Annotated in this window: 14 protein-coding genes; 6 read left to right on the top strand and 8 right to left on the bottom strand. The window is 63.4% G+C overall.

The genetic code is table 11. The annotated features are described in order from the left end of the window. The first annotated feature begins 74 nt into the window (after positions 1 to 74). Together QTA58_RS23315 and QTA58_RS23310 are read left to right on the top strand one after the other, a co-directional pair. Positions 75 to 1,043 (top strand): LysR family transcriptional regulator, encoded by a 969-nt coding sequence (locus tag QTA58_RS23315; protein ID WP_085423456.1) that lies wholly within the window; start codon positions 75 to 77, stop codon positions 1,041 to 1,043. 207 nt (positions 1,044 to 1,250) lie between these two features. Continuing rightward, complete coding sequence (locus QTA58_RS23310; protein WP_085423188.1) at positions 1,251 to 1,811, top strand: DUF2087 domain-containing protein; 561 nt, start codon at positions 1,251 to 1,253, stop codon at positions 1,809 to 1,811. 200 nt (positions 1,812 to 2,011) lie between these two features. On the opposite strand, the gene QTA58_RS23305 is transcribed toward QTA58_RS23310, so the two are convergent. After that, positions 2,012 to 4,000 carry a bifunctional 2',3'-cyclic-nucleotide 2'-phosphodiesterase/3'-nucleotidase gene (locus tag QTA58_RS23305; RefSeq protein ID WP_289671069.1) on the bottom strand — a complete coding sequence of 663 codons (1,989 nt, stop codon included), beginning with the start codon at positions 3,998 to 4,000 and terminating at the stop codon, positions 2,012 to 2,014. A 125-nt stretch (positions 4,001 to 4,125) separates the two neighbouring features. After that, complete coding sequence (locus QTA58_RS23300) at positions 4,126 to 4,464, bottom strand: PilZ domain-containing protein (RefSeq protein WP_085423190.1); 339 nt, start codon at positions 4,462 to 4,464, stop codon at positions 4,126 to 4,128. A 206-nt stretch (positions 4,465 to 4,670) separates the two neighbouring features. Here QTA58_RS23300 and QTA58_RS23295 point away from each other — a divergent pair, with 206 nt between their 5' ends. Both QTA58_RS23295 and QTA58_RS23290 read left to right on the top strand, forming a co-directional pair. Continuing rightward, complete coding sequence (locus QTA58_RS23295) at positions 4,671 to 5,261, top strand: TetR/AcrR family transcriptional regulator (protein ID WP_289673292.1); 591 nt, start codon at positions 4,671 to 4,673, stop codon at positions 5,259 to 5,261. Continuing rightward, positions 5,258 to 6,091: a DMT family transporter gene (locus QTA58_RS23290; RefSeq protein WP_289671067.1), complete on the top strand. Its 834-nt coding sequence runs from the start codon at positions 5,258 to 5,260 to the stop codon at positions 6,089 to 6,091. The genes QTA58_RS23295 and QTA58_RS23290 overlap by 4 nt, the downstream gene beginning before the upstream one ends. On the opposite strand, the gene QTA58_RS23285 is transcribed toward QTA58_RS23290, so the two are convergent. Continuing rightward, positions 6,086 to 6,547: an Lrp/AsnC family transcriptional regulator gene (locus QTA58_RS23285; RefSeq protein WP_085423193.1), complete on the bottom strand. Its 462-nt coding sequence runs from the start codon at positions 6,545 to 6,547 to the stop codon at positions 6,086 to 6,088. The two genes, QTA58_RS23290 and QTA58_RS23285, sit on opposite strands and share 6 nt — an antisense overlap. A 156-nt stretch (positions 6,548 to 6,703) precedes the next feature. Between QTA58_RS23285 and ald the strand changes: the two genes are divergently transcribed. Next, positions 6,704 to 7,822 (top strand): alanine dehydrogenase, encoded by a 1,119-nt coding sequence (ald, locus tag QTA58_RS23280; RefSeq protein ID WP_289671066.1) that lies wholly within the window; start codon positions 6,704 to 6,706, stop codon positions 7,820 to 7,822. A gap of 189 nt (positions 7,823 to 8,011) precedes the next feature. Next, positions 8,012 to 8,689 (top strand): PadR family transcriptional regulator, encoded by a 678-nt coding sequence (locus QTA58_RS23275; protein ID WP_289671065.1) that lies wholly within the window; start codon positions 8,012 to 8,014, stop codon positions 8,687 to 8,689. A gap of 49 nt (positions 8,690 to 8,738) precedes the next feature. Here QTA58_RS23275 and QTA58_RS23270 read toward each other — a convergent pair whose 3' ends face one another. Genes QTA58_RS23270 through QTA58_RS23250 form a run of 5 tightly spaced genes read right to left on the bottom strand, consistent with a single transcriptional unit; the run spans position 8,739 to position 12,192 of the window. Then, positions 8,739 to 9,242: a DUF1203 domain-containing protein gene (locus QTA58_RS23270; RefSeq protein WP_289673290.1), complete on the bottom strand. Its 504-nt coding sequence runs from the start codon at positions 9,240 to 9,242 to the stop codon at positions 8,739 to 8,741. Positions 9,243 to 9,288: 46 nt separating this feature from the next. Continuing rightward, on the bottom strand, positions 9,289 to 9,948 hold the full coding sequence (locus tag QTA58_RS23265; RefSeq protein ID WP_289671063.1) for a hypothetical protein: 660 nt from the start codon (positions 9,946 to 9,948) through the stop codon (positions 9,289 to 9,291). Between the two features lie 54 nt (positions 9,949 to 10,002). Further along, positions 10,003 to 10,560: a GNAT family N-acetyltransferase gene (locus tag QTA58_RS23260; RefSeq protein WP_085423197.1), complete on the bottom strand. Its 558-nt coding sequence runs from the start codon at positions 10,558 to 10,560 to the stop codon at positions 10,003 to 10,005. 5 nt (positions 10,561 to 10,565) lie between these two features. After that, positions 10,566 to 11,429 (bottom strand): 3-mercaptopyruvate sulfurtransferase, encoded by an 864-nt coding sequence (gene sseA / locus QTA58_RS23255; RefSeq protein WP_289671062.1) that lies wholly within the window; start codon positions 11,427 to 11,429, stop codon positions 10,566 to 10,568. 25 nt (positions 11,430 to 11,454) lie between these two features. Continuing rightward, positions 11,455 to 12,192, bottom strand: coding sequence for an alanyl-tRNA editing protein (locus QTA58_RS23250; RefSeq protein ID WP_289671061.1), 738 nt, complete (start codon positions 12,190 to 12,192; stop codon positions 11,455 to 11,457). Positions 12,193 to 12,202: the final 10 nt, after the last annotated feature.

Raw genomic sequence — 12,202 nt, 5'->3', positions numbered from 1 at the left:
AAGATAGGCATGGACTGCCATCGATTAAACTGAGATAATATCGAAGCCACCTATCGATAATTTGGATGAAGACCATGGATGCCAATCCGACCCTGGACCAGTTGCAGGTGTTTCTGGCGGTTGCCGAGACCGGGAGCTTTTCGGCGGCGGCTCGGGCGTTGAACCGGGCGCAGTCGGTGGTGAGCTATACGATCTCCAATCTGGAGGCCCAGCTCGAAGTGCCGCTGTTCGAGCGCAATGGCGCGCGCCAGCCGAAACTGACGGACGCCGGCAATGCGATGCTCACCGATGCGCGGCGCATCGTCGCCGACCTGCAGGTGATGCGCGCCCGGGCGAAAAGCATTAAGCAGGGACTGGAGGCGGAGCTTTCGCTGGCAATCAGCGTCATGGTGCCGTCGGAGAGCGTCGTCGCCGCACTGCGCGGCTTCCGCGAGAGATTTCCGACCGTTGCGCTCAACCTGAATGTCGGCGAGCTCGGCATGGTGATGGATACGGTGGTCAGCGGAAAGGCGGACATAGGGATCGGCGGCGCAATCCTGAAACAGGACGATACCGTCATCGCCGAAAAGATCGGCTACTCCTTCATGCTGCCGGTTGCCGCCGCCGATCATCCTCTCGGACGGATCGGGCGGCCCCTGACGCTCGCGGACGTGCGCGAGGAAGTGCAGCTCGTCGTGACGGATGCTTCCGGCTTGACCAAGGGGCGCGATTTCAACGTGCTTTCCTACAAGACCTGGCGCGTGAGCGACATCGCCACCAAGCATCAGCTCATCAGGGGCGGCCTCGGCTGGGGCGGCCTGCCGGCAGCGCTGGTCAGGAAGGACATCATGAAGGGCAGGCTGGTCGCATTGAAGCTCGATGCCTACGAGCAGGGCGAATATCCGATCTATGCCCTGAGAAGGGCTTCCAACCCGCCCGGACCGGCGGCGAGCTGGCTGGTCGACACGTTCCGCAAGCGGCTTTCCGCCTGCCCCAGTCATGCGGATTTCACCGCTATGCTGGAGCTCGAAGCAGGGAAGGGCCTCCCGGCCGCGGCCGAATAGGAGTGTCCCGCCGGGGCGGAGTTGACGGCGTTTCGTCCTCTGCTATAAGGGCGCCACGGTCTGCAGTTCACCGAGGCGTCGCCGTCCCGAAAGGGAAGCTAAACCTGCTTTCAAAGAAAGATGATCAGCACTTATCCCGTGCCGAAGTCGAAAAGCCGGCGACCAGCGACACCTTTTTCCGGGCAACGGCACGTTCGAGGATAAGACATGCCGAGATCCATCTTTCCGATGGCGATCGCCGATCTTTCGGCCTTTGCCAAATCCATGCGCGGCGAGATCGACAGGCTCGATCACAAGCCGAGCCATGTGGAAGTTCTCAATCTCATCACCCGCGCGGCGGGCTTCCGCAACTACCAGCATTTCCGTGCCGTCTCGCAGACCGCCGAGGTCATCGAGAACTGGAACGTCGCCGCCGAGCCGGAACCGATGCCGGACGAGGCGAGGGTTCTGAGGACGCTGCGCGTCTTCAACCGCGAAGGCCTGCTCGTGCGCTGGCCGACCAAGCGGTCGCAGCAGGAGCTTTGCCTCTGGTTCCTGTGGTCGAAGCTGCCGCGGGGCCGCACCTTCACCGAGCGCGAGATCGGCGAATTCCTGAACACGCTGCATCTCTTCGGCGATGCGGCGCTGCTGCGCCGCGATCTCTTCGATCTCGGCCTCGTGACGCGCAAGCGCGACGGCAGCGATTACCGCCGCATCGAGAAGAAGCCGCCGCCGGAGCTGAAGCTGCTGTTGCAGCGGATCGCCGGATTGAAGCAAAAGGCCGCCTGACGGCGGTCTTCAGACTGCTGACAAAGGTTAGAAAATCTCCGATCGTCATGCTCGGGCCTGTCCCGAGCATCTGCAAACCATTGACGTTTATAGATCCTCGGCACAAGGCCGAGGATGACGCCGAGCAAGAAGCGAGATTTGTCATCAAGCTGAAGGCCGCCTGACGGCGGCCTTGGCTTTCTGTCCGGTGCAGGATGGGTTCAAAGCACCAGCCTGAACTTCGCGAAACCGTTCTCGCCGTCGCCGGCATCCTCGATCTTGGCGCCCTTGATCTCGCCGGCGAACTGGCGGGCCTTGGGGCCGGTCTCGAAGATCGCCGTGGTGCCCGGCAGCGGCTTGAACGACCAGTTGGCGTCGGCGGAAGGGTTGATCGTGCCCTGTTCGACGATATAGCGGACGATCACGTCGCGGTTGGTGTCGGGGGCCACGAAGATCACCTTGTCGCCGGCGATCTCCGGGAACTTGCCGCCGCCACCGGCGCGGTAGTTGTTCGTCGCGACCACGAACTTCTGCGCCGGATCGATCGGCTTGCCGTCATATTGCAGGTCGACGATGCGGTTGGCATTGGCGTTGACGAGCTTGCCGTCCTTGTCGAAGCGCACCGGCTGCGACAGGTCGATCTGGTAGGTCACGCCGTCGATGACGTCGTAATTGTAGGACGGGAAATCGCTGTTGAGGAGGGGCGCATCCTTGGCGCCGGCCTCGACCTGGTTGAACATGCCGGCCGACATTTCCAGCCAGTTCCTGACCTGCTCTCCCGATATCAGCACCGCCTGCACCGTGTTCGGATAGAGGTAGAGGTCGGCGACGTTCTTGATGGCGATGTCACCGGCCGGTACATCGGTGAAATATTCCGCGCCGCCGCGTCCGCCCGCCTTGAACGGGGCTGCGGCGGAGAGAACCGGAAGGTCCTTGTACTGGCCTTCCTTCAGCATGTCCTTGATGTACCAGGTCTGGGCGTTCGAGACGATCTGCACCGACGGATCGTCGGCGACCAGCGCGAAATAGGAATAGAGCGGCGCGGACGTCTTGCCGACCGGACGGCGGACATAGGCGAGCGTCGCCTCATGGTCTTCCTTGGCAGCGGCGATGACCTCCGGCTTGTCCTTGACGTCGGCGACGATCTTGCGGTTCTCGTCGCGGTGGTAGATCGGCCGCGCCTCGGAGGTCGAATCGACGATCTTCCAGCTCTTGCCGTCCTTTTCGAGAAGCAGGTCGATGAGGCCCATATGCGAGCCCCAGAAGCCGCCCATGACGGCCGGCTTGCCCATCAGCGTGCCCTTCTTCGTGTCGGCACCGGCAATGCCCTCGAAATCCTTCGGACCCGGGAAGACCAGATGCTGGTGGCCGGTGAAGACCGCATCGACGCCCTCGACGCCGGCGAGATAGAGAGAGGCGTTCTCCATGCGGTCGCTCAAGCCGCCGCCGTCGATGCCGGAATGGGAAAGCGCGATGACGATATCGGCGCCTTCCTCCTTCATGGCCGGCACCCAGGCCTTGGCGGCATCGACGATGTCGCGGGTCTGCGCCTTGCCTTCGAGGTTCTTCGAATCCCAGACCATGATCTGCGGCGGCACGAAGCCGATGAAGCCGACCTTGACCGGGCTCGTGGCGCCCGAGCCGTCGCGGATCTGCTTCTCGACGATGACATAGGGTTTCAGGAAGAGCTCGTCCTTCTTCGGGTCGGATGCGAGCTGACCCTTGGTCAGGTTGGCGCATACGTAAGGGAAGCCGGCACCGGCGAGCACCTTGAACATGAAGTCGAGGCCGTAGTTGAACTCGTGGTTGCCGAGCGTGCCGGCATCGTAGCCGAGCACGTTCATCGCCTTGACGACGGGGTGCATGTCGCCGTCCTTCATGCCGCGCTCATAGGCGATATAGTCGCCCATCGGGTTGCCCTGCAGGAAGTCGCCATTGTCGATCAGCATGGAATTGCCGGCCTCGGCGCGGATCCCGTCGATGATGGAAGCGGTGCGGGCAAGGCCCAGCGTGTCGTTCGGCTTGTCGGCGTAATAGTCGTAGGGGAAAACGTGGACGTGGATGTCGGTCGTTTCCATGATGCGCAGATGCGCCTGGTTGGCCTGCGCGCGGGCGGCGAACGGGTGCAGCATCACGAGCGCGGAAGAAGCGGCGATGCCGCCGAGAAGCGAACGGCGGGTCATGGGTTGAAAGCCGGCTAGAAACGACATGGATATCTCCCTCTGGTCTTTTTGCCGAGATCAGCTTAGCGCAATCGCATGCGCGTGCATCAGTAAAATGACAGGGGAATCTGCTTTGCGAAGGCTATTCGCCGAGGGCGCCGGCGACCGGAAGGTCACCTTGCGATCGTCGGCTTCACATCCTTATGGAAGAAGCGGAAATAAGACGAAACCTGCGCCAGCGCATTGCTGTTCACGTTGAACTGGACGCCGAGCCTCCCGCTGCGGCGCCATTTGACGGTCCCTTCAAGGATGCCGAATTCCTTGCTCTCGACCTTCACGGGGCTGCCGTCGGCGGCATGAAAGGGCCCGTTCAGCTCCAGCGCCAGGCCGGTCGCGGAGAGGTCCACCACGCGGCCTTCCGTCGCCTGGTTGTAATACCTCACGGTGCCGAGGATCCGTGTCTTCTTCCGCTCGGCGCTGCGGGCCTTTATCCGTCCATTGCTGTTGGTCATGCCATCGCTCCGGTTATTTCTCGAACCGGATGATACACGCCGCCCGTTGAAATCCGTTTAGGGCGATCCCTAAAAGTCGAGCGAATTCCGCCAGAGTCCAGCATTGGGACGGTTGATGATCGCGCGCAGCCGAACGCCAGCGCCGTCCCTTGACGGCCGATCCCGATCGATGTAAAGATACAGACCTGTCTCATCACAAGGCCTGTATGTCTTCCGCTCCGTCTCCCGAACGCCCCGCAAAGCGGCGGCACATCGTCGAAACCGCTTACCGGCTGTTCAAGCGGGCGGGCTTCCATGCCACGGGAATCGATCTCATCATTGCCGAAGCGGACGTGGCGAAGATGACGATGTACCGGAATTTTCCCTCCAAGGAGCAGCTGATTGTCGAAGTGCTGGAATACCGGGCCCGACGCTTTGAAGACCAGCTCGACCGCCTGACCGATGCGCCGGGATCGCCCGAGCAGAAAATCGATGCCATTTTCGATTGGTACCGGCGCTGGTTTCTGCGGCCGGATTTTCATGGCTGTCTATTTGCGCATGCGCTTGCGGAATATGCCGAGCCCGGCACGCCGATCTTTGAAGCCGCGGCAAGGCAGAAAGCCGATCTCCGGCGGCGCATGGCCGACATTCTCGCCGTCAAGGTTCCGGCTCGCGAGGCCGAAAGCCTGGCCGGCGTCATCCTGATGCTGATCGAAGGAGCCACCCTGATGGCAGAGATGGGGCAGGGGGAGGAGGCGATAAGGAGCGCCGGAAAAGCCGCGGCCGTGCTCATCGCAGCAGAAGGTGACCGGCATTGAGCGTCTCCGTCATCGGCCTCGCTCTCTTTGCGGCGATCCTCCATGCGAGCTGGAATGCGTTCCTGCGCTCCGGCGCCGACCGCTTCTGGACGATGACGGTCATGACGCTTGCCATGACCGTTGCCGCCGTTCCCGTTGCGCTGATCCTGCCGCTGCCGGCGGCCGAGTCCTGGCCTTACCTCGTCGGCTCGGCCTTCTTCCAACTCGCCTACGGCCTGCTTCTCGTAGCCGCCTACAGACAGGGGGAATTGGGGCAGGTCTATCCGATCATCCGCGGCAGCGCCCCGCTGCTTGTCACGTTCGCCGGCCTGGTCTTCGCGGGAGAGGTGTTGCTGCCGCTCGCCATGCTCGGCGTCGGCTGCGTCGTCATCGGCATCATGCTGCTGGCGCTCGGAAAAGGGCGCGCGTCTTTGAGCTCCATGCTCTATGCCCTCGCGACCGGCGTGTCGATCGCCGGCTATTCCACCGTCGATGCGATCGGCATCCGCATCTCCGGCAATACCGCTGCCTATATCACCTGGGTCTTCGTGCTGCCGGGCATTCTGCTGGCGATCGCCTTCGTGGTCATCCGGGGGCATCTCCGCATCGATCCGCGGTCCCGCGAGACGGTGAAAGCGGTCGGCGGCGGGCTCGTGTCGCTCGTCTCCTATGGCGCGGTCCTGCTGGCCTATTCGATGGCGCCGGCCGGCCCGGTCTCGGCGCTCCGGGAAACCAGCGTGGTCTTCGCCGTGCTGATCGGCTGGCTTTTCCTGGGGGAGACGCTGTCGGTGAAGCGCATCGCCGCCTGTCTTGTCGTGGCGGCCGGTGCCATCCTGATCGGCATCTCATAGCCCCACGTTCGGACGGTCGATGATCTCGCGCAGCGCGAAGCTCGAATTGATCTTCACCACATGCGGCAGCGCCGAGAGCCAGTCGCGATGGATGCGCTCGTAGTCTTCGAGGTCCTTGGCCGCGACACGCAGGATGTAGTCGTATTCCCCGGACATCAGGTAGCAGACGAGCACGTTGGGGCAGAGCTTCACCGCCGCCTCGAATTCGGCGAGCGTCTTGGCGAACTGGCCCGACAGCGAGATGTGGACGATCACCATCATCTTGTAGTCGAGCGCCTTGTTGGAAAGACGGGCGTGATAGCCGCTGATCGTGCCGTTCTTTTCGAGGATGTCGAGGCGCCGCGAGCAGGCCGAAGGAGACAGGCCGACGCGCTCCGCAAGCTCCGCATTCGAGATGCGGCCGTTGTCCTGAAGGGTCCGCATGATCGCAAGATCGATGGTATCCAGATTACTCATTCGCAGATCCTTCGAAAAATACAGCTATAATGCAATAATCTGCGAAAAGTGAGGTTTGCGCAATTCCTCTTCGCAAGGACATTCCGCCGATTCTCTGGTTTGCTCTGATGCTGGGAACGTCAACCGGCGAAAGCCACAAACTGAGAGGAACGCTGCATGCGTGTCGGGTGCCCGAAGGAAATCAAAAACCATGAATACCGTGTGGGCCTGACGCCCGGCGCGGTGCGTGAATATGTGGCCCATGGCCACGAGGTCCTTATCGAAACCAAGGCGGGCGCCGGCATCGGCGCGGATGATGCCGCCTATATTGCCGCCGGCGCCAGGATCGTCGGCACTGCAAAGGAAATCTTCGAAAAATCCGACATGGTCGTGAAGGTCAAGGAGCCCCAGCCAGGCGAATGGGTGCAGCTCCGGGAAGGCCAGATCCTCTATACCTATCTCCACCTCGCTCCCGATCCGGAACAGACCAAGGGCCTGCTTGCCTCCGGCGTTACCGCGGTCGCTTATGAAACCGTGACCGACGAGCGCGGCGGGCTGCCGCTCCTGGCTCCGATGTCGGAAGTCGCAGGCCGGCTGGCGATCCAGGCCGGCGCGACCGCGCTGCAGAAGGCGAATGGCGGCCGCGGCATCCTGCTCGGCGGCGTTCCGGGCGTGCTGCCGGCCAAGGTTGCCGTCATCGGCGGCGGCGTCGTGGGCCTGCACGCCGCGAAGATGGCGGCCGGCCTTGGCGCCGACGTCACCATCATCGACCGTTCGCTGCCGCGGCTCCGCCAGCTCGACGATATCTTCAACGGCCGCGTCCATACCCGCTATTCGACGATCGATGCGGTGGAAGAGGAGGTCTTTTCCGCCGATCTCGTCATCGGCGCCGTACTGATCCCGGGCGCCGCCGCGCCGAAGCTCGTCAGCCGCGAGATGCTGTCGGGCATGAAGCAGGGCGCGGTCATGGTGGATGTCGCGATCGACCAGGGCGGCTGCTTCGAGACCTCGCACGCCACCACCCATTCCGAGCCCACCTACGAGGTCGACGGCATCGTGCATTATTGCGTGGCGAACATGCCGGGCGCCGTTCCGGTGACTTCGGCTCATGCGCTGAACAATGCGACGTTGCATCACGGCCTGGCGCTCGCCGATCGCGGCCTGCGGGCCGTTGCGGAAGACAAGCACCTGCGCAACGGATTGAACGTCCACAAGGGCCGCGTGACCAACAGGCCGGTCGCGGAGGCTCTCGGCTACGAGGCGTTCGCGCCGGAGAGCCTGCTGAACGTGGCGTAAGGTTTCGATATATCGAAATCCTCGATGCCGGACACGAATGATGCCTGAAAGCGCCGGTACGACAGCGTACCGGCGCTTTCTTTGCCGCAAAATCAATCAGATATGATTTAGATATATCGAAATGCTTGACGAGAGTGAGGGATGCCCTATCTTTAGATATATCGAAAGATAATTCTGAAGGAGAAGACCATGTTTGGACATCGGTTTGACGGATGCAACGGCCGCGGCGGGCGAGGCCGGGGCGACTATGAGGGGCTGTTCGCGATGCGCGGCGGACCGTTCGGCCGCGGGTTTGGCGGGCGCGGCGGATCGGGCGGCGGCCGCGGTTTCGGCGACGAGGGTGACGGCCGCATCGGCCGCTTCCTGATGCAGGGCGATCTGCGCCTTGTCGTGCTGGCCCTGATCGAGAAGGAGCCGCGCCACGGCTACGAGATCATCAAGCATATCGAGGACCTGACCTACGGCTTCTACGCGCCGAGCCCGGGCGTCATCTATCCGACGCTCACCTATCTCGAAGAGGCGGGCTATGTCGTGGCCGAGGCGGACGGCAACAAGAAGCGCTACGTCATCACGGACGAGGGCCGCAAATATCTCGACGAGAACCGGAATTTCGCCGCGGTCATCCTGGATCGGCTGTCTCAGCTTGCCGAGCGGATCAAGCAGCGGCAGGAACGCCATGAGCGCGGCCGCGACGGCGGACCGAACCTGCCGCGCAGCGTCGATGCGGCCATGCTCAACCTGCGCGAGGTGATCGCCCGCAAGCTGGAGGCCGACGAGAAGAAGGCCGGCGAGTTCGTCAAGCTGCTGCTGGAGATCGCGGAAAATCTCGACCGCGACGACGATCAGAGCGGCAACGACCAGAACTGAGCCCCAAACGAAGGCGCGCCGCTCCCGAGGGATGGCGCGCCTTCGCTTTTCAGATCGCCGGCCCCGCGTCCGCGAAAGCCGGCGCCTCGACCTTGTCGACCCGGCACTGATAGCAATTGTTGCGCGCCGAGCGGACATGTACATAGGCGATGTCGTCGCGGGCGAGCAGTTCCGCGGCCCGGGATGCGATCTTCTCCGTCGGCGTCACGGCGCCGCTGCCGTAGACGATGCGGTCGTCGCGGCCGTAGCCGCGCACGATATAGTCCGTGCTCGACAGCATGGGCGGCAGGACTTCCTGCGCCGCATAGCGCTCGCACGGTTCCTTGTGCAGGAAGATCGGGCCGGTTTCGGCATAGGGCTGCAGATCGGGGAACGGGCGATAGGCCAGCACCAGCAACTCCTGCCCGGCATCGATGTTCTTCAGGCAATGACGGCAGGGATGGCCCGGACCGTCCGAGACCTTTGTCTCCGGCCGGTGACCGTAGGCGTCGGCGCCGCCGTTCCAGAGATGTGCCGCATCCTTGGTCGGCATGGCGATGAAGGCGATGGTCATGGCAAGCTCCTTTGTCGGCTTTGCCATGAAATGCCGCTTCGCAGCCTTAACCGCCACCCGTTTCTTGCCTGCCGAGATTGGCGAAAACGAAGAACTGGCTGGCGACCAGCGCGAGATAGGCGGCGAGTTCGGAAATCTCTTCGATGAGCAGCGCGATGCCGCCGCCGATCGTCACTTCAAAGCCGAGATGTCCTTCCGCTCCGGCGGAGGCCAGCATGCCGACGGTGACGACGATGAGCGAGGCAAGCGGCAGACGCCGGCGCCTTACGAGCTCGACGGCGAGCGGCGCGAGGCGCTTCACCACGATAATCGCGATGCAGGAGAGGATCAGCGCCGCCACGACCGGCGCGACGGCCGGCTTGTACCAGAGGAAGCGCGAGGAAAAGAGCGGACCATGATCGGTCATGCCGGTCGGGTCGAGCAGGACCGCGCCCCAGCTGAGTTCGCGGCCGATCAAAACCAGCCATATCGGCGCCGCGGCGAGGCCGAGCCACCGGGCAGGGTCGTTGCCGCTCCGGAAATATGCGAGGGCGGTCACCATGCCTACGGCCAGCAGAGCGACCTGCGCGTTTTCGACCGGCTGGTTTTCATGCCCCCACCACTCCGGCAGAACGAGCGCGAGCGGATAGGTGGCCAGGAGAACGATTACGGACAGGAAAAGGAAGAGCCGGGCCCAAACGTCCCAGCGGAAGGTGATTGCAGTCATGCGCCGGCTTTATGGCGATCATGCCCGGTTTGCAAGCAAGGAAACGCTCTAGCCTCAGCCGTCCAGCGCTTTCAGAAGCTCCGCATCGCTCATCGGCTGGATCAGCGCATCGTAGGTGGAAACGGGGGAGAAGCCCATCATCTGGTAGAGCTGCAGGGCGCGCGGATGGTCGAGCGTGTTGGTGGTGACGGTGACCTTCCGGGGATTGTCCTGCCATGCGGCATAAAGTGCCTGCAGCAGGAACCATTTGCCGATGCCGAGCCCGATCGCCCGCTCGAACAGGCCGAAATAGGAAAGCTCGATGACCTCGTCGCTTTCCTTCAGCAGTTCGAAGAAGCCGGCCGGCGCGCCGTTGACATAAAGCACGGTGACCGAAACGCGCGGATCGTGGACCGCCGCGGCGAGCTCCTCGTCGGTCATCCTGAGCCGCTTGTACCAGTGCCAGCGCTTGCCCACCTGCCGGTAGAGGTAGCGATAGTAGTGCAGCGGGATATCGGCTGCGCGGATAATGGCCGTCTGGATGTTCACCGGCACGGGCAGGCTCGCCTTCGGCGGTGCCGTCATTTCCAGCCGGGTGACATGAGCCGTGAGCGGAGCGGGCTTCCTGGCCATCGCCGTCAGGCTTTGGGTGCGGGCGGGCCGGTGACGATGGGCGTATCCTGGCGGCTGCCCCATTCCGTCCAGGAGCCGTCGTAGAGGGCATTGTCCTCGTGGCCGAGGGATTCGAGCGCGAGCGTGATGATCGCGGCGGTGATGCCCGAACCGCAGCTCGTGACGACCGGCTGGCCGAAATCGATGCCGGCGTCCTCGATCGCCTTGCGGAGTTCCGGCAGCGAGCGAAGCTTGCCGTTGGCCGAGAACGTGCCGGACGGCAGGCTGACCGCACCCGGCATATGGCCGGAGCGCATGCCGGCGCGGGGTTCCGGTTCGCTGCCGGCGAAGCGGCCGGCCGAGCGCGCATCGGCGATCTGGCGGGAACCGTCGCTGACGATCGACAGCATGGTCTGGAAATCGATCACCTTGTCGACCCTGAAATCCGCCGTGAAGACGGCGGGCTCGGGCGAGGGAACGGCCGTTTCGAGTGGCCGGCCTTCCGCCTTCCAGCCGTCGAGGCCGCCATCGAGGACGAAGACCTCTTTGGCACCCATGATGCGGAACAGCCACCAGCCGCGCGGCGCGGAGAAGATGCCCGGGCCGTCATAGATGACGATGCGGTCGGTCTCCCGGATGCCCATCTTGCCCACGGTTTCGGCGAAGACCTCCGGCGAGGGGACCATGTGCGGAAGACCGGTCGAATGATCGGCGACCTTGTCGTGGTCGAAACGAAGAGCGCCCGGGATATGCCCGGCCGCATATTCGGCATCGGCGTCGCGGTTTTGCGCCGGCAGGTAGAAGGAGGAGTCGAGGATTTTCAGGTCGGGGCTGCCGAGCTCGCCCTGAAGCCACTCGGACGAAACGACGAAACGGCTGGTTTCGCTCATGGTATGTCTCCCTTGCGGCCGAAAATCAGCCTTCTGCGGCAGGTTCGCCGAACCGGATACGGAAACGGCGGTTTTCCTTGCCCTTCTTTTCGATCTTGGCGATGTGAATGGCCCCGACCTCCTGCGTTTCGGAGACATGTGTGCCGCCGCACGGCTGGCTGTCAACGCTGGAGTTCTCGCCGATGCAGACGAGGCTGACGCGGCCCATGCCCACCGGCGGGCGGACGTTCTTCGACTTGACGATGCCGGGATTGGCGGCGAGCTCCTCGTCGGTGATCCACTGGACGTAGACGGGGTGGTTCTGGGCGACGAGTTCCATGAGCTTCGCCGTAACCTCCTCCTTGTCGATCGTCTCGGTCATGTCGAAATCGACGCGGGATTCGTCCTCGCCGACCGCCGCGCCGGTGATCGGATAGGGGCAGACGACGGAGAGCAGGTGGCAGGCGGTATGCATGCGCATCAGCTTGTAGCGGCGCGGCCAGTCGATATGCAGGACCAGCTTCTCGCCGAGAAGCGGCTGCGGCTCGCCTTCGAGCGGCACGTGGATGACGATGTCCTTTGTGGCGCCGTGCTTCGTCTGGCCGAGCGCGATCTTCGTGCCGTCGGCGCGTTCCAGGAAGCCGGTGTCCCCGGGCTGCCCGCCGGAGGAGGCGTAGAAACAGGTGCGGTCCAGCTCGATGCCGCCATCCTCGCGGATGGCCATCACCACCGCTTCGGCCGTCGATAGGTAGAAGTCGTCGCGGTAGAGGGCTTCAACGGGCATGGATCACTCT

It is taken from the genome of Neorhizobium sp. CSC1952, from assembly GCF_030378245.1.
In the GTDB taxonomy this organism is placed as follows: domain Bacteria; phylum Pseudomonadota; class Alphaproteobacteria; order Rhizobiales; family Rhizobiaceae; genus Neorhizobium; species Neorhizobium oryzae_A.
This window is presented reverse-complemented; position numbering and strand designations above follow the sequence as displayed.

Bases quoted from the DNA above. Each gene is read 5' to 3' on its own strand.
- QTA58_RS23285 (WP_085423193.1), bottom strand. From the start codon at position 6,547: ATGAGTAATCTGGATACCATCGATCTTGCGATCATGCGGACCCTTCAG.
- QTA58_RS23315 (WP_085423456.1), top strand. From the start codon at position 75: ATGGATGCCAATCCGACCCTGGACCAGTTGCAGGTGTTTCTGGCGGTT.
- QTA58_RS23265 (WP_289671063.1), bottom strand. From the start codon at position 9,948: ATGACTGCAATCACCTTCCGCTGGGACGTTTGGGCCCGGCTCTTCCTT.
- QTA58_RS23305 (WP_289671069.1), bottom strand. From the start codon at position 4,000: ATGTCGTTTCTAGCCGGCTTTCAACCCATGACCCGCCGTTCGCTTCTC.
- QTA58_RS23250 (WP_289671061.1), bottom strand. From the start codon at position 12,192: ATGCCCGTTGAAGCCCTCTACCGCGACGACTTCTACCTATCGACGGCC.
- QTA58_RS23270 (WP_289673290.1), bottom strand. From the start codon at position 9,242: ATGACCATCGCCTTCATCGCCATGCCGACCAAGGATGCGGCACATCTC.
- QTA58_RS23300 (WP_085423190.1), bottom strand. From the start codon at position 4,464: ATGACCAACAGCAATGGACGGATAAAGGCCCGCAGCGCCGAGCGGAAG.
- QTA58_RS23260 (WP_085423197.1), bottom strand. From the start codon at position 10,560: ATGGCCAGGAAGCCCGCTCCGCTCACGGCTCATGTCACCCGGCTGGAA.
- QTA58_RS23295 (WP_289673292.1), top strand. From the start codon at position 4,671: ATGTCTTCCGCTCCGTCTCCCGAACGCCCCGCAAAGCGGCGGCACATC.
- sseA (WP_289671062.1), bottom strand. From the start codon at position 11,429: ATGAGCGAAACCAGCCGTTTCGTCGTTTCGTCCGAGTGGCTTCAGGGC.
- QTA58_RS23310 (WP_085423188.1), top strand. From the start codon at position 1,251: ATGCCGAGATCCATCTTTCCGATGGCGATCGCCGATCTTTCGGCCTTT.
- QTA58_RS23275 (WP_289671065.1), top strand. From the start codon at position 8,012: ATGTTTGGACATCGGTTTGACGGATGCAACGGCCGCGGCGGGCGAGGC.
- ald (WP_289671066.1), top strand. From the start codon at position 6,704: ATGCGTGTCGGGTGCCCGAAGGAAATCAAAAACCATGAATACCGTGTG.